Source organism: Marinobacter adhaerens HP15 (assembly GCF_000166295.1).
Classification (GTDB): Bacteria; Pseudomonadota; Gammaproteobacteria; order Pseudomonadales; family Oleiphilaceae; genus Marinobacter; species Marinobacter adhaerens.
On sequence record NC_017506.1, the window covers coordinates 361,140 to 384,695 of the forward strand.

Consider the following 23,556-nt stretch of genomic DNA (forward strand, 5'->3'; position numbering starts at 1 on the left):
GTATGAAATGGTTGAGTTTCAGTCAGCTTCCTGTTTTCGCGCGGCTCCTTCCGGTGATGGCGGCTGTTCTGGCCGCCCCAGTGCCTGTTGAGGCGGAACTTCAGGGGCTTTCGGAAACTGAAATGTCCTCGATTGATGGAGCCGGGATCGGCCTTGTACTGGAGAATTTCAAATTCTCCCATGGAACGGATGAGCCGGATGCCTCGGGAGAGCAGGCACGCATTTTCCGGATTGGCGGGATCAAAAGCACCGACGGCCGTGATGTCGATATTACGGTAAACCATCTCTACATCGCCGGGGCCAATAGCAACTACGGAGAGACCCTGGGCCCGGTCAATCTCGGGAGACTCCTGAACCCGTGGAAAATTGATGTGGTGGATGGCAATGATATTGGTATCGCTAACAAGGCGGTGCTGGAGTTCGCAGCCAGTGCCATGGTCAATAGCGACCAGGGTTATGACTGCATGGACTCCGGGGCCGGTCCTGGCAGCGGCACCTGCTCGAGTCGCCCAGCGTCCGCTGGATACATCGGGGAACGAGCGGACATCGGCATGCAGATGAACGTGGCAGTTGGTGACGACCGGTCTGCCAATATCAATATCCACGCAAAGAGTGCTGTCATCGATGGTAGCTATCTGCGCCTTTGGGGCGATAACGATCGGCGCCAGATGGTCGGCCAGTTCAAGCTGAATTTCTATTCCCCGGAACTTTCTATCAATGCCTGCGCACAGGACGGTTCCACCTGCGGATCACGAATACTGATGAGCAATTTTGCGCTCGAGCTGGCGATTGGCAACCAGCTTCAACCGGTATTCTTCGACGTTGATGGCAGTGGAAACTTTGTTGTGGAGGTTGCTGCAATTCGGCGCCCTCAGCCGGGCGAGATCGGTGCCGACGGTCTCCGCGGCAGCAGTGATGCGGACGCCTGGGATTTCTACGAGTCCTACTACACGAACCCGGAGTTTCGTAGCAATCTCAAGATCGGAAATTTCAGTGTTGGCGACCGCGATTTTGGTTCGGCCCGTGTACAGGGAATGCTGATACAACACTTGAACATTAAGACCAGGGATCTGAGCCAATGAAATCCTTTCTGCGCAGAACAATACTGGCTCTCCCTGTTTTTCTGTTTTCACTCCCCGGCCTTGCCGAACTCGCCCGCCTGGAAGATGAAGCTCTCTCGGATATCTCCGGACAGGGTGGGATCTACCTGTCCGGAGATATCAGCATCAATGAAATGGGCGGTCCGGTTGAGAACAGTTATTTCGGACGTTGTGATGACGTGGACAAAAAGTGTGGCGCCCGTTTTGCTTACCGGCTGAAAGAAAACGGCGGATGGATGGTGCTTGATGATATTCGGGGCAATTTCGCGTTTGAGGGCCTGACACTGCGGGTCCGCAAAGTCGATTCGGGATTCGGTGGTGATGGCGAACTGTTCAATCGGGATGTGCTGGAGCTTGGGCTGCCCAATACTGTTCGGTTCAACGACGTTCAATTCAAGATTTCTTCCAGCAGCACGGCCCGGCCCACCGACCCCGGCTTTCAGCAGACCGACATATTCTCTGTTGATATGCGAGGGGACGTTGTGATGGAAGGAAACCTGCTCGTGTTTCCGGCGGGGAATCCGTGAGATTGAAGAGGTTAACGGTTATGGGCGCGCCAGACAGAATCAAACAACTTGCCCCGATTGCCACTGGGCTGTTTTGTGTGGTCCTCGCCTTGCCGGTGGTCGCCGACATGAAAAGCCTGGACGATTCCACGCTGGCAAACATCAGTGGCCAGAGTGGTTTGTCGGTAGAGCTCGATCTTGGCCTGACGGCAGATCGACTGTCCTATGTTGATGATGGCAGCAGCATCCATCTGGACGGTTTTCGCATTGGGTCCGCCGTTGATCCTTCTGGTCAGGCATTCCACCTGATTCGCATCGATGTTGAGGAGGATGCATCCCTTAACCTCGATTACCTGGTGAAAGACCGACGGATCGAGTTCGGTGATATCCGGCTCGCCGGGGCCCCCGGTGTCAGTATGGGGGGGATCTTTTTCGATCATTCTCTGGAAGGGTATTTAAATATAAGGCAGGGTAGCTCCGTTGGCGGGGCCGGATATACCTTTGACTCCGCCTACACGATGACTGGCGGCCGTCTGGGATATCGCACCAATGGCAATGAAGTTTTTCTGGACGATATCACCATGAATGTGGAGGCACTGGGAGTAACCCTGGATGTGGTCGGCGACACTCTGGCTCTGAATGCGCCCAGAATAACCGGGGATTGGGAGGTCGGCGCGATTCGTTACAGCAGCAACCCCTTGAATCATGGCGTATCCGTCGATTCCGGCAACGGACAGCCTCTGCCCAGCTATGGCAGCCTGAGTGGAAGTTACGAGCTTTCCTCCAGCACAAGCCTGACTGCCGGCGGCCGATCCGGGGAGGGCCTTCGAATCGATAACGAGACCGCTATACACTCGGCCTCTTTTCTATATAGGGATGACGGAAAGGCCCTCGCGCTTCGAGACATCACTGGCGTCTATCGGATTAACGACCTCCGGCTCGATGTGGCGACCGACTGGCAGAATAGATCGGCCCTGGCCCTGACCCTTGGCTCCATGGATGGTGAATTCAGCATTGGCGCTATTGAGGTGGGTGGCAATGGCAAGAGTATCGGTCAGGTGAATGTCAGCTTTCTGCTTGAAGATCAGGTGTTCAACGGCCGCAGCTATTCCAATGCGATCTACCTGCAGGGGGGTGGACACCCTGACGCCGGGCCGCAGGGCTTGCGACTTGCCACTGAATGGAGTCTTCGGCTTGCTGATTTCAGCTACACCGAAGACGGCAACCGGGTGATCTTCAGTGGCCTGCAGTCCTGGGGGCAGGGCGATGTAACGGTCAATGTAACTCGCGATGGCGTCACCAACGATACCGAGTTCTTCGATGGTCTGCGGATTGGTTTCGAGGACATCAGGGCCGGCTACCGGATCAACGGTCTGCGAGTAGGAAGTGATGACGCCCCCTTGCAGGGTGGCACAGAGCTGCTGCTGGCACTGGGGTTCTATCCGGCTTACGAATTCGAGCTTGATGGCCATGTGACGCTCGGTGCAGGCGGCGCATCGGGTGAGGGAATAACCATCAATTCCGATGTCAGCATCAGGAACGGCAAGGCGGCGATTATCGCGGTGCCCTACGATGAAGGTAATGGTGAGATTCCCCAGAAGGGTCTCTGGATTACCGAACTGGATTATGACGCGCATGTCCGTGACATGACCGTTGATGTCAGCCAGGAGGGGCTTGCGGTGATCAAGGGCGAATCCTGGAGCACCATGGATATCGGCAATCTGAGAATCGGCGACAAGGAATCCGGTCAGAGTTTCGGGAGGTTCGTGATTCAGAAATACGAAACCGGCAGCAGCATGACCGTCGTCCCCGGCGGGGCCGGCGATGTCTGCGCCGGTGGCATGGGTGATAGTCCATCCGCCTGTGCGGCTTCCGGAGGTGTCTGGGAAACCCGGGGTGAGGAGGGGCTGACGGTCCGCCTGAAGCAGGTGCTTGCCAAGGCCATCAATGAAGCCCGGAAGAACTCGCTGACCTGGGAAACCAACCGGCAAAGCAGCGGTGTTGGTGAGGCCATGAACGGAACCGGGACGAGCCTCGTTCTGAACGATATCCATACCAGCGATGGTGGGGATTTCGATGGTGATGGCGTAGACGACAACTCGTTTGGGCTACGCACCGATCTTTCCGTGGATGTCTATCAAACCCGGGTTGTGAAGAAAGAGGACGGTCCGGATGCAATGGGAGTGACAGGCAACCGGGGCGATGAAAAAATCATGGATGGTTCGTCCACTGCCGGTTACCGCTATGTCTCCAATCCAACCCTCGCCGAGGCCGACAACAGACCGCTCGGGTTTGCGGTGAAGGCGAGAAGCCGGTTCAAGGAACTCTCGATCAACAATATCGATCTGGTTCATCCCGTTGGTGGTGCTCAGACGGCCGTCTATGGCGTCAAAATGCAGAACTTTGATATCAAGGCCAATCTAACCGCAACCCCGATTCCCTGATCTTCCGACAGGCGGTTCGCAAAGCGACACCGCCAACTTTGTCTTTTTCCCTTCCCTGGTGTTTAATCCGGCCTTACCCAATTTCATGGCTGGATGCATCTTATGAAATCCAAAGCACTTATAGAGCTGCTCAGTGACGGTCAGGTTCACTCCGGAGCCGCGCTGGCCGAAAAGCTCGGGGTTAGTCGTACCGCAATCTGGAAGCAGATTCGTCGCGCGATGGAGGAAGGTGCTGACATTGCCACGATTCGCGGACGTGGATATCAGCTGGTGTCCCGGGTCGACCTGCTCGATAGGGCGCGGGTGCTTCGTGAAATTGCCGCCGGCCGGGAACAGGAGCTTTCACTGACAGTCCTCGACGAGGTTGACTCGACCAATGCCGAGGTGATCAGGCAGATTACCGCCGGAAGCAAGGGTGTCCCGGTGGTTATCGCCGACTGTCAGACGTCCGGCCGAGGCCGACGGGGGCGTGTATGGCAAAGCCCCAGGGGCGAAAACCTATACCTGAGCATGGGGCTCACCTTCCACGGCGGCTTCGGAGTACTGGATGGGTTGAGTCTGGTGCTCGGCGTTGCGGTGGCCAATGCCCTGGAACGACTGGGAGTGCCGGAGGTCGGACTCAAGTGGCCAAATGATATTTTTCTGCCGGACGGCAAGCTTGGCGGCATCCTGGTGGAGCTCCAGGGTGAGCTGGAGGAAGGCGTGGTGCAGGTAATTGCGGGTATCGGGCTGAATGTACATATGTCCCGGGCTGATGGCGTCGATCAACCCTGGAGCAGCCTCGCCAGGGCCTGCCCGCAAGTCGAGTGGTCACGCAGCCAGATCGGCGGTGCAATCATCGATGCTGTATTCGATGCTGTTGCGCTGTTCTCGGATATCGGGTTTGCAGATTTTCGGGAGTCCTGGCAGCGTCGCGATGTGTTCATGGGAAAATCGCTCAAGGCCCGGGGCGGTGATGTCGAAGGTGTCGGTTGTGGCATTGATGACGCCGGCAACTATCAAATCCGGACCGAAAACGGGCTTGTTCCGGTGCGCGCAGGGGAAATCAGTCTGCGAGTGGCAAAATGAATCTGTTTATTGACGCGGGTAACACCCGGCTGAAGTGGTGTCTTGCAAACCAGGATGAGGTTCTGGCCTCGGGGACCGGCTCTCTCGAAGACGAGAACCCCCTGGGCATGTCGGGAGAACTGATCGGAAAGGTTGTGTCTGTCGCCATATCCACCGTCGCCTCTGAAGAAAGGCGAACTCATTTGGCGGGCTCCGTCGAGAAGCTGTGTCAGGCGCCGGTTCGCTTTTACTGGTCGGAACAGTCCCGGAATGGCCTCATGAACGCCTACCAGGATGTCTCGAGAATGGGGGCTGATCGGTGGCATGGAATGTACGGTGCCTGGCTCGATCACAGGCAGGGCTTTGCGGTCTTGGACGCAGGCAGTGCCGTTACTGTCGATTATGTTGATCGGCATGGTCAGCATCTGGGTGGTTATATTCTTCCTGGCCTGCAGATGATGCTGCGCAGTCTCCGGACCGATGCCGCCCGGATCTGGTTCGACCCGGACCAGGGGCTGGCAACGGACCCTGGCAAGAGTACCGGAGAGTGCGTGAACCATGGTCTTGCCTGGCTGTCTGCTGCGATGATTGAGCGGGTGATCGCTGACGCCCGAAAACTGTCACTGTCTGAAATTCTGGTTACTGGCGGCGATGCTGACCGGCTTATCGGTCTTGGTCTGCCCGGGATTTCTTGCCCGGACCTTGTGTTGTCGGGCCTTCGTGCAATTCATGCGGAGGAAGCCTCCGGATGAGGTGGTTGGCGTTGGTGCTGGTGCTGGTGAGTATTGCTATTTATTACCTGCCGGACTTCCTGGGGCCATCGGGCGGCATGGTCAATGTTGCCAGTGGCAGCCTGCCAAGGGTGGCCAGCCTCAAATCGCCGGGGCCGGAAGACTCCGGTGTCGGGCCTGGTGCACCCGCCGACGAATCCGAAATGTCCTGTGCCCGCCTTGGATGGATTGAAACCGCGGAGCGCGCCCGAAGCCTGGTGGACAGTCAACCTCTCGCGGAGGAGGCGGGTTTCAGGATTGAAGAAGTCGAAAGAGAGCTGGCACCCCTGCACTGGGTTCTTATTCCACCCCAGCCCGAGGCTGTCGCCCTGAGCCAGTTCCGTGACATTCAGAGGCAGGGGATCGACTCCTATCTGGTTACCGAGGGCGAAAACCGCAATGCCATTTCGCTGGGGCTGTTCGAGTCCCGCGAATCTGCAATTTCCGTGCTGGAAGAAAAAAACGTCAGAATCTTAATGCGGTACTGGTCAACTTCCCCCGAAATCAGATAAGCTACGCGCTCTCTTTTGAGGCGGAACCAGAACTCGCTGAAGAACTGGTTCAGGCGGTGAAAGCGGATTACGGCAGCAATTTTGATTTCGTTGAAATCAGGCCTTGTGAAGGTGTTGCAACGCCAGAAAAAAATCCGTAGTATACCGCCCTCGCTGACGAGGCGAATGTGAGCTGGCGTAGCTCAGTTGGTAGAGCAGCTGACTTGTAATCAGCAGGTCGGGGTTCGATTCCGTCCGCCAGCTCCACTTTAAGTTTTGACGGATTTGCTCACGCGAATCCGACTCGGAGGGGTTCCCGAGTGGCCAAAGGGATCAGACTGTAAATCTGACGGCATCGCCTTCGCAGGTTCGAATCCTGCCCCCTCCACCACTAAATTGCTCGCGGGCATCGTATAGTGGCTATTACCTCAGCCTTCCAAGCTGATGACGCGGGTTCGATTCCCGCTGCCCGCTCCAATTTGTTTTGTAATGCTCATGTAGCTCAGTTGGTAGAGCACACCCTTGGTAAGGGTGAGGTCGGCGGTTCAAATCCGCCCATGAGCTCCATTATTTATCCGGTCAACGTTACGATCCTGGTTGATTAGGGAGATTGGTCGAATGTCTAAGTCTAAGTTTGAACGTAATAAGCCGCACTTGAACGTAGGCACCATTGGTCACGTTGACCATGGTAAAACCACTTTGACTGCTGCCCTGACCCGTGTATGTCACGAAGTTTGGGGTACCGGCTCTGCGAGTGCCTTCGACCAGATCGATAACGCACCGGAAGAGAAGGCGCGTGGTATTACCATTGCGACTTCCCACGTTGAGTACGATTCCCCGAATCGCCACTACGCTCACGTAGACTGCCCGGGCCACGCTGACTATGTGAAGAACATGATCACTGGTGCAGCGCAGATGGACGGCGCGATCCTGGTTTGCTCCGCAGCTGACGGCCCCATGCCGCAGACCCGTGAGCACATCCTGCTGTCCCGTCAGGTTGGCGTACCTTACATCGTTGTGTTCCTGAACAAGGCGGACATGGTAGACGATGAAGAGCTGCTCGAGCTGGTTGAGATGGAAGTTCGTGACCTGCTGAGCCAGTACGACTTCCCGGGTGACGACACTCCGATCATCACCGGTTCTGCGCTGATGGCGCTGGAAGGCAAAGACGACAACGAGATGGGCACTACCGCTGTTAAGAGGCTGGTAGAAGCTCTGGATGACTACATCCCCGAGCCGGAGCGTGCGATCGATCAGCCGTTCCTGATGCCGATCGAGGACGTTTTCTCTATCTCTGGTCGTGGTACTGTTGTGACCGGCCGTGTTGAGCGTGGCGTTATCAAGACTGGTGACGAAGTGGAAATCGTTGGTATCAAGGATACCGTGAAGACCACTTGTACTGGTGTTGAGATGTTCCGCAAGCTGCTGGACGAAGGTCGTGCCGGTGAGAACATTGGTGCGCTTCTGCGTGGCACCAAGCGTGACGACGTTGAGCGTGGTCAGGTTCTGGCGGTTCCGGGTTCCATCACTCCGCACACCAAGTTCGAGTGCGAAGTGTACGTACTGTCCAAAGAAGAAGGCGGCCGTCATACTCCGTTCTTCAAGGGCTACCGTCCGCAGTTCTACTTCCGTACCACCGACGTAACCGGTTCTTGCGAACTGCCGGAAGGTGTGGAAATGGTTATGCCGGGTGACAACGTCAAGATGAGTGTTACCCTGATTGCTCCGATCGCCATGGAAGATGGCCTGCGCTTCGCGATTCGTGAAGGCGGCCGTACCGTTGGTGCCGGCGTAGTCTCCAAGATCATCGAGTAATAGACTCGAGAGTAAGTGCACTGAGTTGTTTCGGTGCAGGCCAGTAGCTCAATTGGCAGAGCAGCGGTCTCCAAAACCGCAGGTTGGGGGTTCGATTCCCTCCTGGCCTGCCATTTTTTAACATCCGGATACATAAGTTGATTCCTATGGAGTCAAAAGCCGTTCAGTCAGCCAGCCGTTTCGATTTCGTGAAGTGGCTGGTTGTTTTCGTTCTGATCGCCATCGGTGTGGTGGGGAATCAGTATTATAGTGCCGAGTCTCTGCTGTATCGGGTTCTGGCTCTTGTAGGTCTCGCAATTGTGGCGGCGCTTGTTGCCCTCCAGACCGACCGTGGTCGTCGCTTCGCGACGCTGCTGAAGGAAGCGAGAGTCGAGATCCGGAAAGTGGTATGGCCCACCAGGCCCGAGCTCGTGCAGACGACAGCGATTGTTGTGGTGTTTGTGCTCGTTGTGGCTCTGTTGTTGTGGGGTATGGATTCGCTGATCAGCTGGCTGGTCGCCGGGTTTATCGGTTAACAGGAGTGGGCAATGGCTAAGCGCTGGTACGTCGTTCATGCGTATTCTGGCTTCGAAAAGCAGGTGATGCGCACTCTCAGGGAGCGCGTTGCGCTGCACGAGATGGAAGACCGTTTCGGCGAGATCCTGGTTCCGACCGAGGAAGTCGTCGAAATGCGAGAAGGGAAGAAGCGCAAGAGTGAGCGCAAATTCTATCCCGGGTACGTACTGGTCCAGATGGAAATGGACGATGCGACGTGGCACCTTGTGAAGAACACCCCGCGTGTTCTTGGTTTTATTGGTGGTACCAAGGATAAGCCTGCGCCGATTACCGAAAAGGAAGCGGAAGCGATCCTTCGTCGAGTCGAAAGCGGTGCAGATAAGCCCAAGCCGAAGACGCTGTTCGAGCCGGGTGAGATTGTTCGCGTTGTTGAAGGCCCTTTTGCGGACTTCAATGGTGTGGTTGAGGAAGTTGACTACGACAAGAGTCGGGTCAAGGTTGCCGTTCTGATCTTTGGTCGTTCAACTCCGGTAGAGCTGGAGTTCGGGCAGGTCGAGAAAGACTGACCGGTAACGGGAAAGCTGAAAGCTCGCGCGCTCAAGCGACGCGGGCTTTTTGTGTCTGCTCTTAGCAGTTGTAAAAAACGGGGAGCCGAGAGGCGCTTGAACCCACAGGAGATCTATCATGGCAAAGAAAATTGAAGCGTATATCAAGCTTCAGGTTGCTGCCGGCAAGGCCAACCCGAGTCCCCCCGTTGGTCCTGCACTGGGTCAGCGCGGCGTAAACATCATGGAATTTTGCAAGGCGTTCAACGCCCAGACTCAGGACATGGAGCCTGGTCTGCCGATTCCGACCGTGATCACCGTTTACAGTGATCGCAGCTTTACCTTTATTACCAAGACTCCGCCTGCACCGGTTCTTCTCCTGAAGGCCGCTGGCATCAAGAGTGGCTCCGGTCGTCCGAATACCGAGAAAGTTGGTACCGTGACCCGCGAGCAGCTTGAAGAAATTGCCAAGACCAAAGAGCCGGACCTGACTGCAGCCGATATGGACGCAGCGGTACGTACCATTGCAGGAACAGCCCGCAGCATGGGCCTGAACGTGGAGGGCCTGTAACATGGCGAAGCTGAGCAAGCGTCAGAAGCTTATTCGTGAAAAGGTAGACTCTACTCGTTCCTACTCTGTCGACGAAGCAGTTGCACTGCTGGTTGAGCTGGGCCAGAACGTGAAGTTCAAAGAGTCTGTCGACGTAGCCGTCAATCTGGGCGTTGACGCACGTAAATCCGACCAGGTTGTCCGTAGCAGCACTGTTCTGCCTCACGGCACCGGCAAGACCGTTCGCGTCGCTGTATTTACCCAGGGCGCCAATGCCGAGAAAGCAACGGCTGCTGGTGCAGACGTTGTAGGCATGGACGATCTGGCGGACGAAGTTAAGAAAGGCAACATGGATTTCGACGTGGTTATCGCCACTCCGGACGCCATGCGTGTTGTTGGTCAGCTGGGCCAGATTCTTGGTCCCCGTGGCCTGATGCCGAACCCGAAGGTGGGTACTGTGACTCCTGACGTCGAGACTGCGGTCAAGAACGCCAAGGCCGGTCAGGTTCGTTACCGCACCGACAAGAACGGCATTATCCACGCTCCGCTGGGTAACGTTGAATTCTCTGCGCAGAACATCAAGGAAAACCTTGAAGCTCTGGTAGCAGATCTGAAAAAGGCCAAGCCGTCGTCGGCGAAAGGTGTGTATCTCAAAAAGATCACCATTTCCTCGACTATGGGTCCTGGCCTGACTATCGATCAGAGCGGTCTCGCTATTTGATCCTTTGATCGGTGGTTACTTTGTAGTCTGGGCGGAAGCCAAGGCTGTCAAAGACCGCAGGCCCCCGAAGCACTTTCGGTCTGACTGGAAGTGCTGCAAGGGTTAAAGCAACGCCTGCGCAGACGGTGTGAAGACGTTCTCTCTGAACCCAAACACCGTTAGGAGCCCCGCGAGGGGTATATGTGGGTTTGCCGGGAAGACCCGGCGAAATCGAGGAGAAATCCAGTGGCAATTAGACTCGAAGACAAGAAAGCGATCGTCGCTGAAGTCAACGAGACTGCCGGTGGTGCTCTGTCTGTGGTTATGGCTGACTACCGTGGTGTTACCTCTGGTGACATGACGGCGCTTCGTGCCAAGGCTCGTGCCGAAAACGTGCGTCTGAAGGTTGTTCGTAACAACCTGGCGAAGATCGCGATTCGCGGTACCGAGTTCGAGTGCATCGACGAAGCCCTGGTCGGCCCGACTATTCTGGCATTCTCTATGGAAGATCCGGGCGCGGCAGCGCGTCTGTTGAAGGATTTTGCGAAAGAGAAAGAGGCGTTCGAGATTAAGGCACTGGCCGTCGGCGGAGAGCTGATGGGTGCAGACCAGATCGACCGTCTTGCCAAGCTGCCAACACGTCACGAAGCGCTGACAATGCTGGCCGCAGTAACACAGGCACCGATCACCAAGCTGGCACGGACACTGAACGAAGTTCCTTCGAAAGTGACTCGTGCTGTAGCGGCAGTTCGCGACCAGAAGCAAGAAGCTGCTTGATTCTGTTGAACACCATTTTTTATATTTTTGGGAGAAAGTCATGGCTCTGTCTAACGAAGACATTTTGAACGCAATCGCTGAAATGAGCGTAATGGACGTAGTTGCGCTGGTTGAAGCAATGGAAGAAAAATTCGGTGTTTCTGCCGCTGCAGCCGTTGCTGCTGCGCCGGCAGCTGCTGGTGGTGGCGAAGCCGCTGCTGAAGAGCAGACCGAGTTTGATGTTGTACTTACCGGTCCTGGTGAGAAGAAAGTAAACGTAATCAAGGCCGTTCGTGAACTGACTGGCCTGGGTCTGAAAGAAGCCAAGGAAATGGTCGACAGCGCTCCTTCCGTTATCAAGGAAGCAGCTAGCAAAGACGACGCTGAAGAAGCCAAGAAGAAGCTTGAGGAAGCAGGCGCTTCTGTTGAGCTCAAGTAAGAGTCGGCTGTTGATCGAAACCGTGCGATAAGCATGGACAGGCTGGTGGCTTTGGGCCACCGGCCTTTTTCTGTTGTATATGCTATAGAGTCTGGTGAGCAATTGCAGGTTGATGTCAGATCTATAACCTACAGCCAGAGTCTTGTTCAAGACGGCGCGATAAGCCGAGCAATTCGGCCCCGAAGCAGAACATTGGTTGCTTCTTGATACCAGGTATCAGGTCTAAAGCTGGGGAATGCAGATGACTTACTCCTACACTGAGAAAAAGCGGATTCGCAAAGATTTTAGTAAATTGCCTTCCGTGATGGACGTCCCCTATTTGCTGTCTATTCAGCTGGATTCGTTCCGGGACTTCCTCCAAATGGAAGCCGCTCCTGAAGACCGCCGGGAAACCGGTCTTCACGCAGCATTCAAATCCGTATTCCCGATTGTCAGTTACTCTGGCAATGCCGCGCTCGAATACGTGAGCTATCGTATTGGCGAGCCGGTTTTTGATGTCAAGGAATGCCAGCTTAGGGGCGTAACCTATGCAGCGCCGCTGCGGGTGAAGGTCCGCCTTATCATTTACGATAAGGAATCGTCCAACAAGGCGATCAAGGACATTAAAGAGCAGGAAGTCTACATGGGCGAGATGCCCCTGATGACCGAGAACGGTACCTTCGTTATCAACGGTACCGAGCGCGTTATTGTTTCCCAGCTCCACCGGTCTCCGGGTGTGTTCTTCGATCACGACAAGGGCAAGACCCATTCCTCCGGCAAGCTGCTGTATTCTGCCCGGGTGATTCCTTACCGTGGTTCCTGGCTGGACTTCGAGTTTGATCCGAAGGACTCCGTGTTCGTTCGTATCGACCGTCGTCGTAAGCTTCCGGCATCCATTCTGTTGCGTGCCCTGGGCTACACCTCCGAGCAGATGCTGGAGATGTTCTTCGAAACCAGTAAATTCAGCCTGGGCGCGGAAGTGTGCAAGCTGGAGCTGGTGCCGAGCCGTCTGCGTGGCGACATCGCAACCTTCGATATCAAGGACAATGACGGTAACGTGATTGTCGAGGAAGGTCGCCGGATTACGGCCCGCCACATCAAGCAGTTGGAAAAAGCCGGCATCAACGAGCTTGAGGTGCCGACCGAGTACCTGTACGGCCGTGTACTGGCGAAAGACATGATCGATCAGGCTTCCGGTGAAGTCCTGGTGGAGTGTAACTCCGAGCTGACAGAAGAGCTGGTCACCAAGATTCTCGATGCTGGCGTGAAGGATATCGAAACCCTTTACACCAACGATCTGGACTGTGGTCCGTTCATGTCTGACACCCTGCGTATCGATCCGACTCGCACGCCGCTCGAAGCGCTGGTTGAGATCTACCGGATGATGCGCCCGGGTGAGCCGCCCACCAAGGAGTCGGCTGAGAACCTGTTTAATAACCTGTTCTTCTCTGAAGAGCGCTATGACCTGTCTGCGGTTGGCCGGATGAAGCTGAACCGCCGTCTGCGCCGTGAAGAAAGCACAGGTGAGGGCACCCTGACCCACGAAGACATCATCGACGTTCTCAAGACCCTGATCGACATACGTAACGGCCAGGGCAATGTGGACGATATCGATAACCTGGGTAACCGTCGTGTTCGCTGCGTTGGCGAAATGGCCGAAAACCAGTTCCGCGTTGGCCTGGTTCGGGTTGAGCGAGCGGTTCGTGAGCGTCTGAGCCTTGCTGAAAGCGAAGGGCTGATGCCGCAGGACCTGATCAACGCCAAGCCGGTAGCAGCCGCGGTTAAAGAATTCTTCGGCTCAAGCCAGCTGTCGCAGTTCATGGACCAGAACAACCCGTTGTCCGAGGTCACGCACAAGCGTCGTATCTCTGCGTTGGGCCCAGGTGGTCTGACCCGTGAGCGTGCAGGCTTTGAGGTTCGTGACGTACACCCGACCCACTACGGTCGCGTATGCCCGATCGAGACGCCGGAAGGTCCGAACATCGGTCTTATCAACTCGCTGGCGACTTACGCGCGCTCCAACTCCTACGGTTTCCTCGAGAGTCCGTACCGGAAGGTTGAGAACGGCGTGGTAACCGATGAAGTGGTTTACCTGTCCGCTATCGAGGAGAGCAACTACGTCATCGCCCAGGCCAGTGCTGCCATGGACGAGAAGACCAAGCGTCTGACCGACGAACTGGTTACCGTTCGCCACCAGAACGAATTTACCGTTACTCCGCCGGAGAGCGTTAACTTCATGGATGTATCTCCGCGCCAGGTAGTATCGGTCGCGGCATCCCTGATCCCGTTCCTGGAGCATGACGACGCCAACCGGGCACTGATGGGTGCGAACATGCAGCGTCAGGCGGTTCCGACACTCAAAGCCCAGGTTCCCCTGGTAGGAACCGGTGTTGAGCGTACGGTTGCCCAAGACTCTGGCGTCTGTGTATCGGCTCGCCGCGGCGGTGTGATCGAAAGCGTTGACGCTTCGCGCATCGTGGTTCGTGTCAATAACGAGGAAACCGAAGCGGGTGATGCAGGTGTGGATATCTACAACCTGACCAAGTACACCCGTTCGAACCAGAACACCTGTATCAACCAGCGTTCCATCGTGCGTCAGGGCGATATTATTGCCCGTGGCGACGTGCTGGCAGACGGTCCCTCTGTGGATCTGGGTGAGCTGGCGCTGGGGCAGAACATGCGCATCGCGTTCATGCCCTGGAACGGTTACAACTTTGAGGACTCCATTCTCATTTCCGAGAAAGTGGTGCAGGAAGATCGCCTGACCACCATCCACATTCAGGAACTGACCTGTGTGGCTCGGGACACCAAGCTGGGTAGCGAAGAAATCACCGCGGATATTCCGAACGTTGGTGAAAGTGCGCTGTCCAAGCTGGATGAGTCCGGTATTGTTTACATTGGTGCTGAAGTGGGCCCCGGTGACATTCTGGTAGGCAAGGTCACACCGAAGGGTGAGACCCAGCTGACGCCGGAGGAGAAGCTGCTGCGCGCCATCTTTGGTGAGAAGGCGTCCGATGTTAAGGACACCTCCTCCCGCGTGCCGACTGGCACCCGCGGCACCGTTATCGACGTGCAGGTCTTTACCCGCGACGGTATCGAGAAGGATCAGCGTGCCCAGTCCATCGAGAAAGAGCAGCTGGACCAGTATCGCAAGGATCTGAAAGACGAGTACCGGATTGTTGAAGGTGCGACATTCGAGCGTCTGAACAGTGCGTTGAAAGGGCAGGAAGTGATCAGTGGGCCGGGCCTGAAGAAGGGCGCCACCCTCGAAGAGAGCTATCTGGCCGAGCTGCCGCGTTCTGACTGGTTCAAGCTCCGGATGAAAGACGAGAGCCTGAACGAGCTGCTGGAGAAATCCGAGCAGGGTCTGGAAGACCGCAAGAAGGAACACGAAGCGCGCTTTGACGACAAGAAAGGCAAGCTTCAGCAGGGCGACGACCTCGCACCGGGCGTACTGAAGATCGTCAAGGTATACCTGGCTATCAAGCGTCGTATCCAGCCGGGTGACAAGATGGCCGGTCGTCACGGTAACAAGGGTGTTATTTCCTCGGTGATGCCGATCGAAGACATGCCTTACGACGAGCACGGCAACACGGTTGACGTGGTTCTGAACCCGCTGGGTGTTCCCTCGCGGATGAACGTAGGTCAGGTGCTTGAGACTCATCTGGGTGCTGCAGCCAAGGGTCTGGGTGAGCGTATCAGCCAGATGCTGGACGAGCAGCGCAAGGTGGCTGAATTACGCAAGCTGCTGGATGAGATCTACAATCACTCAGACGAAGTGTTCAAGGTGGACCTGGATTCCCTGTCCGACAAGGAAATCCTGGAGATGTGCCACAACCTTCGCGGCGGTGTGCCCATGGCAACGCCGGTATTCGACGGTGCCAAGGAAGCCGAGGTCAAGCGCATGCTTGAGCTTGCGGGACTGAGCACCACCGGTCAGACCATGCTGTATGACGGTCGTACTGGTGATATGTTCGACCGCCCGGTAACGGTTGGCTACATGTACATCCTGAAGCTGAACCACCTGATCGACGACAAGATGCACGCTCGTTCCACCGGCTCTTACAGCCTGGTTACCCAGCAGCCGCTGGGTGGTAAGGCGCAGTTCGGTGGCCAGCGCTTCGGTGAGATGGAAGTGTGGGCTCTCGAGGCCTACGGTGCAGCTTACACGCTGCAGGAGATGCTCACCGTCAAGTCTGATGACGTGAACGGTCGGACCAAGATGTACAAGAACATTGTCGATGGCGATCATCGGATGGAGCCGGGCATGCCCGAATCCTTCAACGTTCTTGTCAAGGAAATCCGCTCGCTGGGTATCGACATCGAGCTGGAATCCGAGTGAGCCGAATTGTTTTTGGCAGCGTGAGCGGGCACGACCAGTGCCCGCCCGAGATTAACGCCATCCGGAGCTTTTACTGATGAAAGATTTGCTGAATCTTCTCAAGAGCCAGAACCAAAGCAAGGAATTCGACGCCATCCGTATTGGCCTGGCGTCGCCTGACATGATCCGTTCCTGGTCCTTTGGCGAAGTGAAGAAGCCTGAGACCATTAACTACCGTACCTTCAAGCCGGAGCGCGACGGTCTTTTCTGTGCCAAGATCTTCGGCCCGATCAAGGACTACGAGTGTCTGTGCGGTAAATACAAACGCCTCAAGCATCGCGGTGTTATCTGCGAGAAGTGTGGCGTTGAGGTTGCGCTGGCCAGTGTCCGCCGTGAGCGCATGGGCCATATTGAGCTGGCCAGCCCGGTCGCGCACATCTGGTTCCTGAAGTCACTGCCGTCCCGTATCGGTCTGATGCTGGACATGACCCTGCGCGATATCGAGCGGGTCCTGTACTTCGAATCCTTTATTGTTATCGATCCGGGGATGACCACCCTGGAGAAGGGCCAGCTGCTGAACGATGAGCAGTACTATGAAGCCCTGGAAGAATTCGGTGACGAGTTCGACGCCCGCATGGGTGCCGAAGCGGTCAAGGAGCTTCTCGAAGGTATTGACCTGCAGGAAGAGGTCGATGCCCTTCGTGAGGAGATTCCGCAGACCAACTCCGAAACCAAGATCAAGAAGTTTAGCAAGCGTCTGAAAATTCTTGAGGCGTTCCTGTATTCCGGCAACAAGCCAGGCGACATGGTCATGACCGTGCTTCCGGTGCTTCCGCCGGATCTGCGCCCGCTGGTACCGCTGGACGGTGGCCGCTTCGCGACCTCTGATCTGAACGATCTCTACCGTCGGGTGATCAACCGGAACAACCGTCTCAAGCGCCTGCTGGAGCTGAACGCTCCGGATATCATCGTGCGTAACGAGAAACGGATGCTGCAGGAAGCCGTTGACGCGCTGCTGGACAACGGACGCCGTGGCCGGGCCATTACCGGCACCAACAAGCGCCCGCTGAAGTCCCTGGCTGACATGATCAAGGGTAAGCAGGGTCGTTTCCGTCAGAACCTGCTTGGTAAGCGTGTGGACTACTCCGGTCGTTCAGTGATCGTGGTCGGTCCGTACCTGCGGCTGCACCAGTGTGGTCTTCCAAAGAAGATGGCACTGGAACTGTTCAAGCCGTTTATTTTCTCCAAGTTGGAGCACCGCGGCCTGGCGACCACCATCAAGGCCGCCAAGAAGATGGTCGAGCGCGAGGAAGGCGTGGTCTGGGATATCCTGGACGAAGTCATCCGTGAGCACCCGATCATGCTGAACCGTGCGCCGACCCTGCACCGTCTGGGTATCCAGGCGTTCGAGCCCGTTCTGATCGAAGGCAAGGCGATCCAGCTGCATCCGCTGGTGTGTGCGGCCTACAACGCCGACTTTGACGGTGACCAGATGGCGGTTCACGTACCGCTGACCCTGGAAGCCCAGCTCGAAGCCCGTGCGCTGATGATGTCCACCAACAACGTACTGTCGCCGGCCAACGGTGAGCCGATTATCGTGCCGTCCCAGGACGTGGTACTCGGCCTGTACTACATGACCCGTGAGCGCAAGAGCGCCCTGGGTGAGGGTATGGTGTTTGCCGACGTCAAAGAGGCGCATCGTGCCTACGGCGCTGGCAAGGTCGACCTTCAGGCGATCGTCAAGGTTCGCGTGAAGGAAGTGGCGATTGCCGAAGATGGCTCCCGTACCGAGCAATACAAGATTGTTGATACTACTGTTGGTCGTGCTCTGCTGTTTGACATCGTGCCTGATGGCCTGTCCTACGAGCTGGTCAACAAGCCGATGGTCAAGAAGGCAATCTCAAACCTGATCAACACCTGCTACCGTGATGCCGGTCTGAAAGACACCGTCATCTTCGCGGATCAGTTGATGTACATGGGTTATCACTACGCGACCGTTTCCGGTATCTCTATTGGTTTCAACGATTTCGAGATTCCGCCGGAGAAGTACGAGCTGGTTGATGCCGCATCCGCTGAGGTGAAGGATATCGAAACCCAGTACGCGTCCGGTCTGCTGACCCAGGGCGAGAAGTACAACAAGGTTATCGACATCTGGTCACGTGCCAACGATAAAGTTTCCAAAGCCATGATGGAGCGTCTGGCGAAGGAGCAGGTTATCGGGCCTGACGGACAGCCGGTGAAGGGCGAGGACGGCGAATACCTGATGCAGGAGTCGTTCAACTCGGTTTATATGATGGCCGATTCCGGCGCCCGGGGTTCCGCGGCCCAGATCCGTCAGCTGGCCGGTATGCGTGGCCTTATGGCCAAGCCGGACGGCTCTATCATCGAAACGCCGATCACTGCGAACTTCCGTGAAGGTCTGAACGTACTCCAGTACTTCATCTCCACTCACGGTGCCCGTAAGGGTCTGGCGGATACCGCTTTGAAGACCGCGAACTCCGGTTACCTGACCCGTCGTCTGGTAGACGTCTCCCAGGATCTGGTCGTTACCGAGCCTGATTGTGGTACCGACGAAGGTCTGCTGATGACGCCGCACATCGAAGGTGGCGACGTTGTAGTACCGCTGGGTGACCGGGTTCTGGGTCGTGTGACCGCCCGTGATGCGTTTACTCCGACCGACAAGGACAACGCCGTTATCGAAGCCGGCACTCTGCTGGACGAGAAGGCCGTTGAAACCCTCGAGCGGGCCGGTGTGGATGAAGTCTGGGTTCGCTCTGCGATCACCTGTGAAACCCGCCACGGTATCTGCTCCAAGTGCTACGGCCGTGATCTGGCCCGTGGTCACGAGGTCAACGTCGGTGAAGCTGTGGGCGTTATCGCTGCGCAGTCCATCGGTGAGCCGGGTACCCAGCTGACTATGCGTACCTTCCACATTGGTGGTGCGGCCAGCCGGGCGTCCGCGGTGGACAATATCCAGGTCAAGCATGGCGGTACCGTCCGTCTGCACAATATGAAGTCGATCGAGAAGGCCGACGGTACTCTGGTAGTGATTTCCCGTTCCTCCGCGTTGGCCATTGCCGATGATCAGGGTCGTGAGCGTGAATGGTACAAGCTGCCATACGGTGCTGTTCTATCCGTCAAGCACGGTGATGCGGTTGAAGCGGGCGTTGTGGTTGCCAAGTGGGATCCGCACACCCACCCGATCATCGCCGAGGCTGGTGGTACCGCGAAATTCGTCAACATGGACCAGGGCATCACTGTCCGCACCCAGACCGACGAATTGACGGGCCTGTCCACCATGGAGGTCATCGACTCCAAGGAGCGTCCTGCAGCTGGTAAGGACATTCGTCCTGCGATCCAGCTCATTGATGAGAAGGGTGAAGAAGTGGAGCTGCCAGGTGGCGGTACTGCGATCTTCTTCCTGCCGGCAAACGCTCTGGTCACCATGGCCAACGGTGCGCGGATCGAACTGGGTGACGTGGTAGCACGGATCCCGCAGGAAAGCTCCAAGACCCGGGATATCACCGGTGGTCTGCCGCGGGTTGCCGACCTGTTCGAGGCCCGTCGTCCGAAGGAATCCTCCATCCTTGCTGAAATCAGCGGTATGGTCTCGTTCGGCAAGGAAACCAAGGGCAAAAAGCGTCTGGTTATCACACCGAAGGATGGGGATGCTTACGAAGTTCTGATTCCGAAGCACCGTCAGCTCAACGTCTTCGAAGGCGAGACCGTTGAGAAGGGTGAGGTAATCTCGGACGGTCCTTCCAACCCGCACGATATTCTGCGTCTGCTGGGTGTGGTTGAACTGGCCAAGTACATCACCAACGAAATCCAGGACGTTTACCGGCTGCAGGGTGTTGTCATCAACGATAAACACATTGAGGTTATCGTTCGTCAGATGCTGCGGAAGGTGGAAATCACCGATCCCGGCGATACCACTCTGCTCTCCGGCGACCAGGTGGAAATCACCCAGGTGCTGGAAGAAAACGAGAAGGCCGATGCCGCCGACAAAGAGCCTGCACGGTTCGAGCGTCTGCTGCTGGGTATCACCAAGGCTTCCCTGGCCACCGAGTCGTTCATTTCTGCGGCTTCGTTCCAGGAAACTACCCGGGTACTCACCGAAGGTGCGGTTACCGGTAAGCGTGATTACCTGCGCGGCCTGAAGGAAAACGTTGTGGTTGGTCGACTGATTCCGGCCGGTACCGGTCTGGCATACCACAACGAGCGTCGTCGCAAGCGTGACCTGGAAGAGCAGGGCGTAACCGCGGCCGACGTGGAAGAAGCTCTGAGTGCCGAGCTCAACCGCGAAAGCTGAGTTGGGACGACGCGCCGCCTCCGGGTAGTTACCTACCCGAGAGGTGGTCAAAAAGAGACCAGTCATCTTGACTGTCCGGGGGCGCAGGCTTACACTTGCGTCCCTTAAATTTTACCCCCTGCACAGGGGGTAAGTTTCATTGATATGGTTTTTTGGAGTTTGCTTACATGGCAACGATTAATCAGTTGGTGCGTAAGCCTCGTAAGCGCAAGGTAGCCAAGAGCGATGTTCCTGCTCTCCAGGCCTGCCCTCAGCGCCGTGGTGTGTGCACTCGTGTGTATACCACAACGCCGAAGAAGCCGAACTCAGCACTGCGTAAAGTGTGCCGTGTTCGTCTGACCAACGGCTACGAGGTTTCCTCATACATTGGTGGTGAAGGTCACAACCTTCAGGAGCACAGTGTTGTGCTTATCCGTGGCGGTCGAGTAAAAGACCTTCCGGGTGTGCGCTATCACACTGTTCGCGGAACGCTGGACACCCAGGGTGTACAGAACCGTAAGCAGGGCCGCTCCAAGTACGGTGCAAAACGACCCAAGTCCTGATGTCCCGAGCGGGTGTCTTTTATCGTTGCTTGTCAGAACGGTAAGAGTAAGGCTGAGTAGCATTTGCTATCTCAGGGGTTCCTGAAGACCTTTTAGATATATAAGGGCTTATCGATGCCTAGAAGAAGAGTTGCAGCTAAACGGGAAATTATCCCGGATCCGAAATTCGGCAGTGCACGTCTTGCCAAGTTCATCAACCACGTGATGGAAAGTGGCAAGAAGTCTACCGCAGAGCGCATTGTTTACGGCGCTCTGGACATTGTTGCCGAGAAATCCAAAGAAGAGCCGATCGACATGTTCGAGAAGGCCCTGGAGAACATCCAGCCGATGGTTGAGGTTAAGTCCCGTCGTGTTGGTGGTGCTACTTACCAGGTGCCTGTCGAAGTACGGCCTTCCCGTCAGAACGCGCTGGCAATGCGCTGGCTCGTAGAATATTCACGGAAGCGCGGTGAGAAGTCCATGGCTCAGCGTCTGGCTGGTGAAATCCTGGACGCCGCTGACAGCAAAGGCTCCGCTGTTAAGAAGCGTGAAGATGTTCACCGCATGGCAGAAGCCAACAAGGCGTTCTCTCACTTCCGTTTCTAATCAGCCGAGGTTTATACAGTGGCACGCAAGACTCCTATCAAGCGTTACAGAAACATTGGTATTTGTGCGCACGTTGATGCGGGCAAAACCACGACCACCGAGCGGGTACTGTTCTATACAGGTATTTCCCACAAGATCGGTGAAGTTCATGATGGTGCAGCTACCATGGACTGGATGGAGCAGGAGCAGGAGCGTGGTATTACCATCACCTCTGCTGCGACTACGACATTCTGGCAGGGTATGGACAAGCAGTACCCGGAGCACCGGATCAACATCATCGACACCCCGGGGCACGTTGACTTCACTATCGAAGTAGAGCGCTCCCTGCGCGTACTCGACGGTGCGGTTGTCGTGTTCTGTGGTTCCTCCGGTGTTGAGCCGCAGTCCGAGACTGTATGGCGTCAGGCCAACAAGTACGAAGTTCCCCGCATGGTGTTCGTCAACAAGATGGACCGTGCCGGTGCAAATTTCCTGCGCGTCGTCGAGCAGATCAAAAAGCGTCTCGGTGCGAACTGCGTTCCCATCCAGTTGCCGATCGGTGCTGAAGATAATTTCGCCGGTATCGTTGACCTGATCCGGAACAAGGCCATCTACTGGAACGAAGCTGACTCTGGCGCAACTTACGAGCAGAAAGACGTTCCCGCGGAAATGGAAGACGAAGTCGCCATGTACCGCGAGCAGATGGTTGAAGCTGCTGCAGAAGCCAACGAAGAGTTGATGGAAAAGTACCTCGAAGAGGGTGAGCTCTCCATCGACGATATCAAGAAGGGTCTGCGTATGCGTACCCTGGCGAACGAGATCGTTGTTGCTACCTGTGGTTCTGCGTTCAAGAACAAGGGTGTCCAGGCGGTTCTGGATTCCGTTATTGAGTTCCTGCCGGCGCCGGACGAAGTCAAGGCCATCCGTGGTGAAGTTGACGAAGACGGTACCGAGGAGCTTCGTGAGGCGGATGATGATGCGCCGTTCGCGGCACTGGCGTTCAAGATCGCCACAGACCCGTTTGTGGGCACGCTGACCTTCTTCCGGGTTTACTCCGGTAAGCTTGAGTCCGGTAATGCCGTCTACAACTCGGTCAAAGGCAAGAAAGAGCGCGTCGGCCGTATGGTTCAGATGCACTCCAAGGATCGCCAGGAAATCAAAGAAGTACTGGCGGGCGACATCGCTGCTGCGATCGGCCTGAAGAGCGTGACCACCGGTGACACCCTGTGCGACGAGAATCACAAGATCATTCTCGAGCGCATGGAATTCCCGGAGCCGGTAATCTCCGTTGCTGTTGAGCCGAAGTCCAAAGCGGACCAGGAAAAGATGGGCGTTGCCCTGGGTAAGCTGGCTCAGGAAGATCCGTCGTTCCGCGTTCGTACCGACGAGGAATCCGGTCAGACTATCATCTCTGGCATGGGTGAGCTTCACCTGGACATCATCGTTGACCGTATGCGTCGCGAGTTCAAGGTAGAGGCGAACATCGGCAAGCCGCAGGTGGCCTACCGTGAGCGCATTCGCAAGTCGGTAGACGTCGAAGGCAAATTCGTGCGTCAGTCTGGTGGTCGTGGTCAGTACGGTCACGTCAAGATCAAGCTCGAGCCGTTGCCGCTGGATGATGAAGATGGTGAAAACTTTATCTTCGTGAATGAGATTGTTGGTGGTGTTGTTCCCAAGGAATACATCCCGGCAGTTCAGCAGGGTATTGAAGAGCAGATGCAGAACGGCTGTCTGGCCGGTTATCCGCTGCTGCGTATCAAGGCAACCCTGTACGACGGTTCCTACCACGACGTCGACTCGAACGAGATGGCCTTCAAGGTCGCTGGTTCCATGGCAATGAAGAAGGGTGCCCTCGAGGCGAACCCGGCACTGCTCGAGCCGATCATGCGTGTTGAAGTCGTGACGCCGGAAGATTACATGGGTGATGTTGTAGGCGACCTGAACCGTCGTCGCGGCGTTATCCAGGGCATGGACGAAGGTCCTGCCGGTAAGGTCATCCGTGCAGAGGTTCCGTTGTCGGAAATGTTCGGTTACGCCACCGACCTGCGTTCTGCAACGCAAGGCCGGGCGTCCTATGCGATGGAGTTCTCTGGTTATTCAGAGGCACCTTCGAACATTGCCGAAGCGATCATTAAAAAGGGTTGATCCCCAGGACTTAAGAAACAGGAAGAGGTGTAACC

Annotated in this window: 18 protein-coding genes and 5 tRNA genes; all 23 read left to right on the forward strand. The window is 56.3% G+C overall.

Annotation, left to right across the window (positions count from 1 at the left end):
* Window positions 1-2: 2 nt before the first annotated feature.
* The 23 genes from HP15_RS01775 to fusA all read left to right on the forward strand — a co-directional run bounded on the left by HP15_RS01775 (window position 3) and on the right by fusA (window position 23,521).
* Window positions 3-1,082 (forward strand): hypothetical protein, encoded by a 1,080-nt coding sequence (locus tag HP15_RS01775; RefSeq protein WP_014575945.1) that lies wholly within the window; start codon window positions 3-5, stop codon window positions 1,080-1,082.
* On the forward strand, window positions 1,079-1,627 hold the full coding sequence (locus HP15_RS01780) for a hypothetical protein (RefSeq protein WP_014575946.1): 549 nt from the start codon (window positions 1,079-1,081) through the stop codon (window positions 1,625-1,627). The genes HP15_RS01775 and HP15_RS01780 overlap by 4 nt, the downstream gene beginning before the upstream one ends.
* A gap of 20 nt (window positions 1,628-1,647) precedes the next feature.
* Complete coding sequence (locus HP15_RS01785; protein WP_014575947.1) at window positions 1,648-4,050, forward strand: DUF6160 family protein; 2,403 nt, start codon at window positions 1,648-1,650, stop codon at window positions 4,048-4,050.
* Window positions 4,051-4,152: 102 nt separating this feature from the next.
* Window positions 4,153-5,118 carry a biotin--[acetyl-CoA-carboxylase] ligase gene (locus HP15_RS01790; RefSeq protein WP_014575948.1) on the forward strand — a complete coding sequence of 322 codons (966 nt, stop codon included), beginning with the start codon at window positions 4,153-4,155 and terminating at the stop codon, window positions 5,116-5,118.
* The gene (locus HP15_RS01795; RefSeq protein ID WP_014575949.1) at window positions 5,115-5,849 is read left to right on the forward strand and encodes a type III pantothenate kinase; all 735 of its coding nucleotides are present in this window, start codon (window positions 5,115-5,117) and stop codon (window positions 5,847-5,849) included. The genes HP15_RS01790 and HP15_RS01795 overlap by 4 nt, the downstream gene beginning before the upstream one ends.
* Window positions 5,846-6,379 (forward strand): hypothetical protein, encoded by a 534-nt coding sequence (locus HP15_RS01800; RefSeq protein WP_041644922.1) that lies wholly within the window; start codon window positions 5,846-5,848, stop codon window positions 6,377-6,379. The genes HP15_RS01795 and HP15_RS01800 overlap by 4 nt, the downstream gene beginning before the upstream one ends.
* Window positions 6,380-6,550: 171 nt before the next feature.
* Window positions 6,551-6,625: transfer RNA gene (locus HP15_RS01805), tRNA-Thr, on the forward strand.
* A gap of 39 nt (window positions 6,626-6,664) precedes the next feature.
* Window positions 6,665-6,749: transfer RNA gene (locus HP15_RS01810), tRNA-Tyr, on the forward strand.
* Window positions 6,750-6,760: 11 nt separating this feature from the next.
* Window positions 6,761-6,835, forward strand: a tRNA-Gly gene (locus HP15_RS01815).
* Between the two features lie 14 nt (window positions 6,836-6,849).
* Window positions 6,850-6,925, forward strand: a tRNA-Thr gene (locus tag HP15_RS01820).
* Between the two features lie 51 nt (window positions 6,926-6,976).
* The gene (gene tuf, locus HP15_RS01825; protein WP_041644923.1) at window positions 6,977-8,173 is read left to right on the forward strand and encodes an elongation factor Tu; all 1,197 of its coding nucleotides are present in this window, start codon (window positions 6,977-6,979) and stop codon (window positions 8,171-8,173) included.
* A 37-nt stretch (window positions 8,174-8,210) separates the two neighbouring features.
* Window positions 8,211-8,286, forward strand: a tRNA-Trp gene (locus tag HP15_RS01830).
* 33 nt (window positions 8,287-8,319) lie between these two features.
* Complete coding sequence (gene secE, locus HP15_RS01835; protein ID WP_008174826.1) at window positions 8,320-8,688, forward strand: preprotein translocase subunit SecE; 369 nt, start codon at window positions 8,320-8,322, stop codon at window positions 8,686-8,688.
* Window positions 8,689-8,700: 12 nt separating this feature from the next.
* On the forward strand, window positions 8,701-9,234 hold the full coding sequence (gene nusG / locus HP15_RS01840) for a transcription termination/antitermination protein NusG (RefSeq protein ID WP_008174829.1): 534 nt from the start codon (window positions 8,701-8,703) through the stop codon (window positions 9,232-9,234).
* A gap of 118 nt (window positions 9,235-9,352) precedes the next feature.
* Window positions 9,353-9,784, forward strand: a complete 432-nt coding sequence (rplK, locus tag HP15_RS01845) for a 50S ribosomal protein L11 (protein WP_008174831.1) — start codon at window positions 9,353-9,355, stop codon at window positions 9,782-9,784.
* 1 nt (window position 9,785) lies between these two features.
* The gene (gene rplA / locus HP15_RS01850; protein WP_008174833.1) at window positions 9,786-10,484 is read left to right on the forward strand and encodes a 50S ribosomal protein L1; all 699 of its coding nucleotides are present in this window, start codon (window positions 9,786-9,788) and stop codon (window positions 10,482-10,484) included.
* 225 nt (window positions 10,485-10,709) lie between these two features.
* Window positions 10,710-11,240: a 50S ribosomal protein L10 gene (gene rplJ / locus HP15_RS01855; RefSeq protein WP_008174835.1), complete on the forward strand. Its 531-nt coding sequence runs from the start codon at window positions 10,710-10,712 to the stop codon at window positions 11,238-11,240.
* A gap of 40 nt (window positions 11,241-11,280) precedes the next feature.
* Window positions 11,281-11,658 carry a 50S ribosomal protein L7/L12 gene (gene rplL / locus HP15_RS01860; protein ID WP_008174836.1) on the forward strand — a complete coding sequence of 126 codons (378 nt, stop codon included), beginning with the start codon at window positions 11,281-11,283 and terminating at the stop codon, window positions 11,656-11,658.
* A gap of 241 nt (window positions 11,659-11,899) precedes the next feature.
* On the forward strand, window positions 11,900-15,979 hold the full coding sequence (gene rpoB, locus HP15_RS01865) for a DNA-directed RNA polymerase subunit beta (protein ID WP_041646080.1): 4,080 nt from the start codon (window positions 11,900-11,902) through the stop codon (window positions 15,977-15,979).
* 76 nt (window positions 15,980-16,055) lie between these two features.
* Entirely contained in the window at window positions 16,056-20,270 is a 4,215-nt protein-coding gene (gene rpoC, locus HP15_RS01870; RefSeq protein ID WP_008174840.1) for a DNA-directed RNA polymerase subunit beta', read from the forward strand.
* 167 nt (window positions 20,271-20,437) lie between these two features.
* Complete coding sequence (gene rpsL, locus HP15_RS01875; RefSeq protein ID WP_008174844.1) at window positions 20,438-20,812, forward strand: 30S ribosomal protein S12; 375 nt, start codon at window positions 20,438-20,440, stop codon at window positions 20,810-20,812.
* Window positions 20,813-20,926: 114 nt separating this feature from the next.
* Window positions 20,927-21,397, forward strand: coding sequence for a 30S ribosomal protein S7 (gene rpsG / locus HP15_RS01880; protein ID WP_008174847.1), 471 nt, complete (start codon window positions 20,927-20,929; stop codon window positions 21,395-21,397).
* A gap of 18 nt (window positions 21,398-21,415) precedes the next feature.
* Window positions 21,416-23,521: an elongation factor G gene (gene fusA, locus HP15_RS01885; RefSeq protein WP_008174849.1), complete on the forward strand. Its 2,106-nt coding sequence runs from the start codon at window positions 21,416-21,418 to the stop codon at window positions 23,519-23,521.
* Window positions 23,522-23,556: the final 35 nt, after the last annotated feature.

Excerpts from the sequence above, each read along its gene's own strand:
- rpsG (WP_008174847.1), top strand. The coding sequence starts at position 20,927 with ATGCCTAGAAGAAGAGTTGCAGCTAAACGGGAAATTATCCCGGATCCG.
- HP15_RS01785 (WP_014575947.1), top strand. The coding sequence starts at position 1,648 with ATGGGCGCGCCAGACAGAATCAAACAACTTGCCCCGATTGCCACTGGG.
- rplL (WP_008174836.1), top strand. The coding sequence starts at position 11,281 with ATGGCTCTGTCTAACGAAGACATTTTGAACGCAATCGCTGAAATGAGC.
- nusG (WP_008174829.1), top strand. The coding sequence starts at position 8,701 with ATGGCTAAGCGCTGGTACGTCGTTCATGCGTATTCTGGCTTCGAAAAG.
- rplK (WP_008174831.1), top strand. The coding sequence starts at position 9,353 with ATGGCAAAGAAAATTGAAGCGTATATCAAGCTTCAGGTTGCTGCCGGC.
- secE (WP_008174826.1), top strand. The coding sequence starts at position 8,320 with ATGGAGTCAAAAGCCGTTCAGTCAGCCAGCCGTTTCGATTTCGTGAAG.
- rpoB (WP_041646080.1), top strand. The coding sequence starts at position 11,900 with ATGACTTACTCCTACACTGAGAAAAAGCGGATTCGCAAAGATTTTAGT.
- HP15_RS01795 (WP_014575949.1), top strand. The coding sequence starts at position 5,115 with ATGAATCTGTTTATTGACGCGGGTAACACCCGGCTGAAGTGGTGTCTT.
- HP15_RS01800 (WP_041644922.1), top strand. The coding sequence starts at position 5,846 with ATGAGGTGGTTGGCGTTGGTGCTGGTGCTGGTGAGTATTGCTATTTAT.
- rpsL (WP_008174844.1), top strand. The coding sequence starts at position 20,438 with ATGGCAACGATTAATCAGTTGGTGCGTAAGCCTCGTAAGCGCAAGGTA.
- rpoC (WP_008174840.1), top strand. The coding sequence starts at position 16,056 with ATGAAAGATTTGCTGAATCTTCTCAAGAGCCAGAACCAAAGCAAGGAA.
- tuf (WP_041644923.1), top strand. The coding sequence starts at position 6,977 with ATGTCTAAGTCTAAGTTTGAACGTAATAAGCCGCACTTGAACGTAGGC.
- HP15_RS01780 (WP_014575946.1), top strand. The coding sequence starts at position 1,079 with ATGAAATCCTTTCTGCGCAGAACAATACTGGCTCTCCCTGTTTTTCTG.
- HP15_RS01775 (WP_014575945.1), top strand. The coding sequence starts at position 3 with ATGAAATGGTTGAGTTTCAGTCAGCTTCCTGTTTTCGCGCGGCTCCTT.
- rplA (WP_008174833.1), top strand. The coding sequence starts at position 9,786 with ATGGCGAAGCTGAGCAAGCGTCAGAAGCTTATTCGTGAAAAGGTAGAC.
- HP15_RS01790 (WP_014575948.1), top strand. The coding sequence starts at position 4,153 with ATGAAATCCAAAGCACTTATAGAGCTGCTCAGTGACGGTCAGGTTCAC.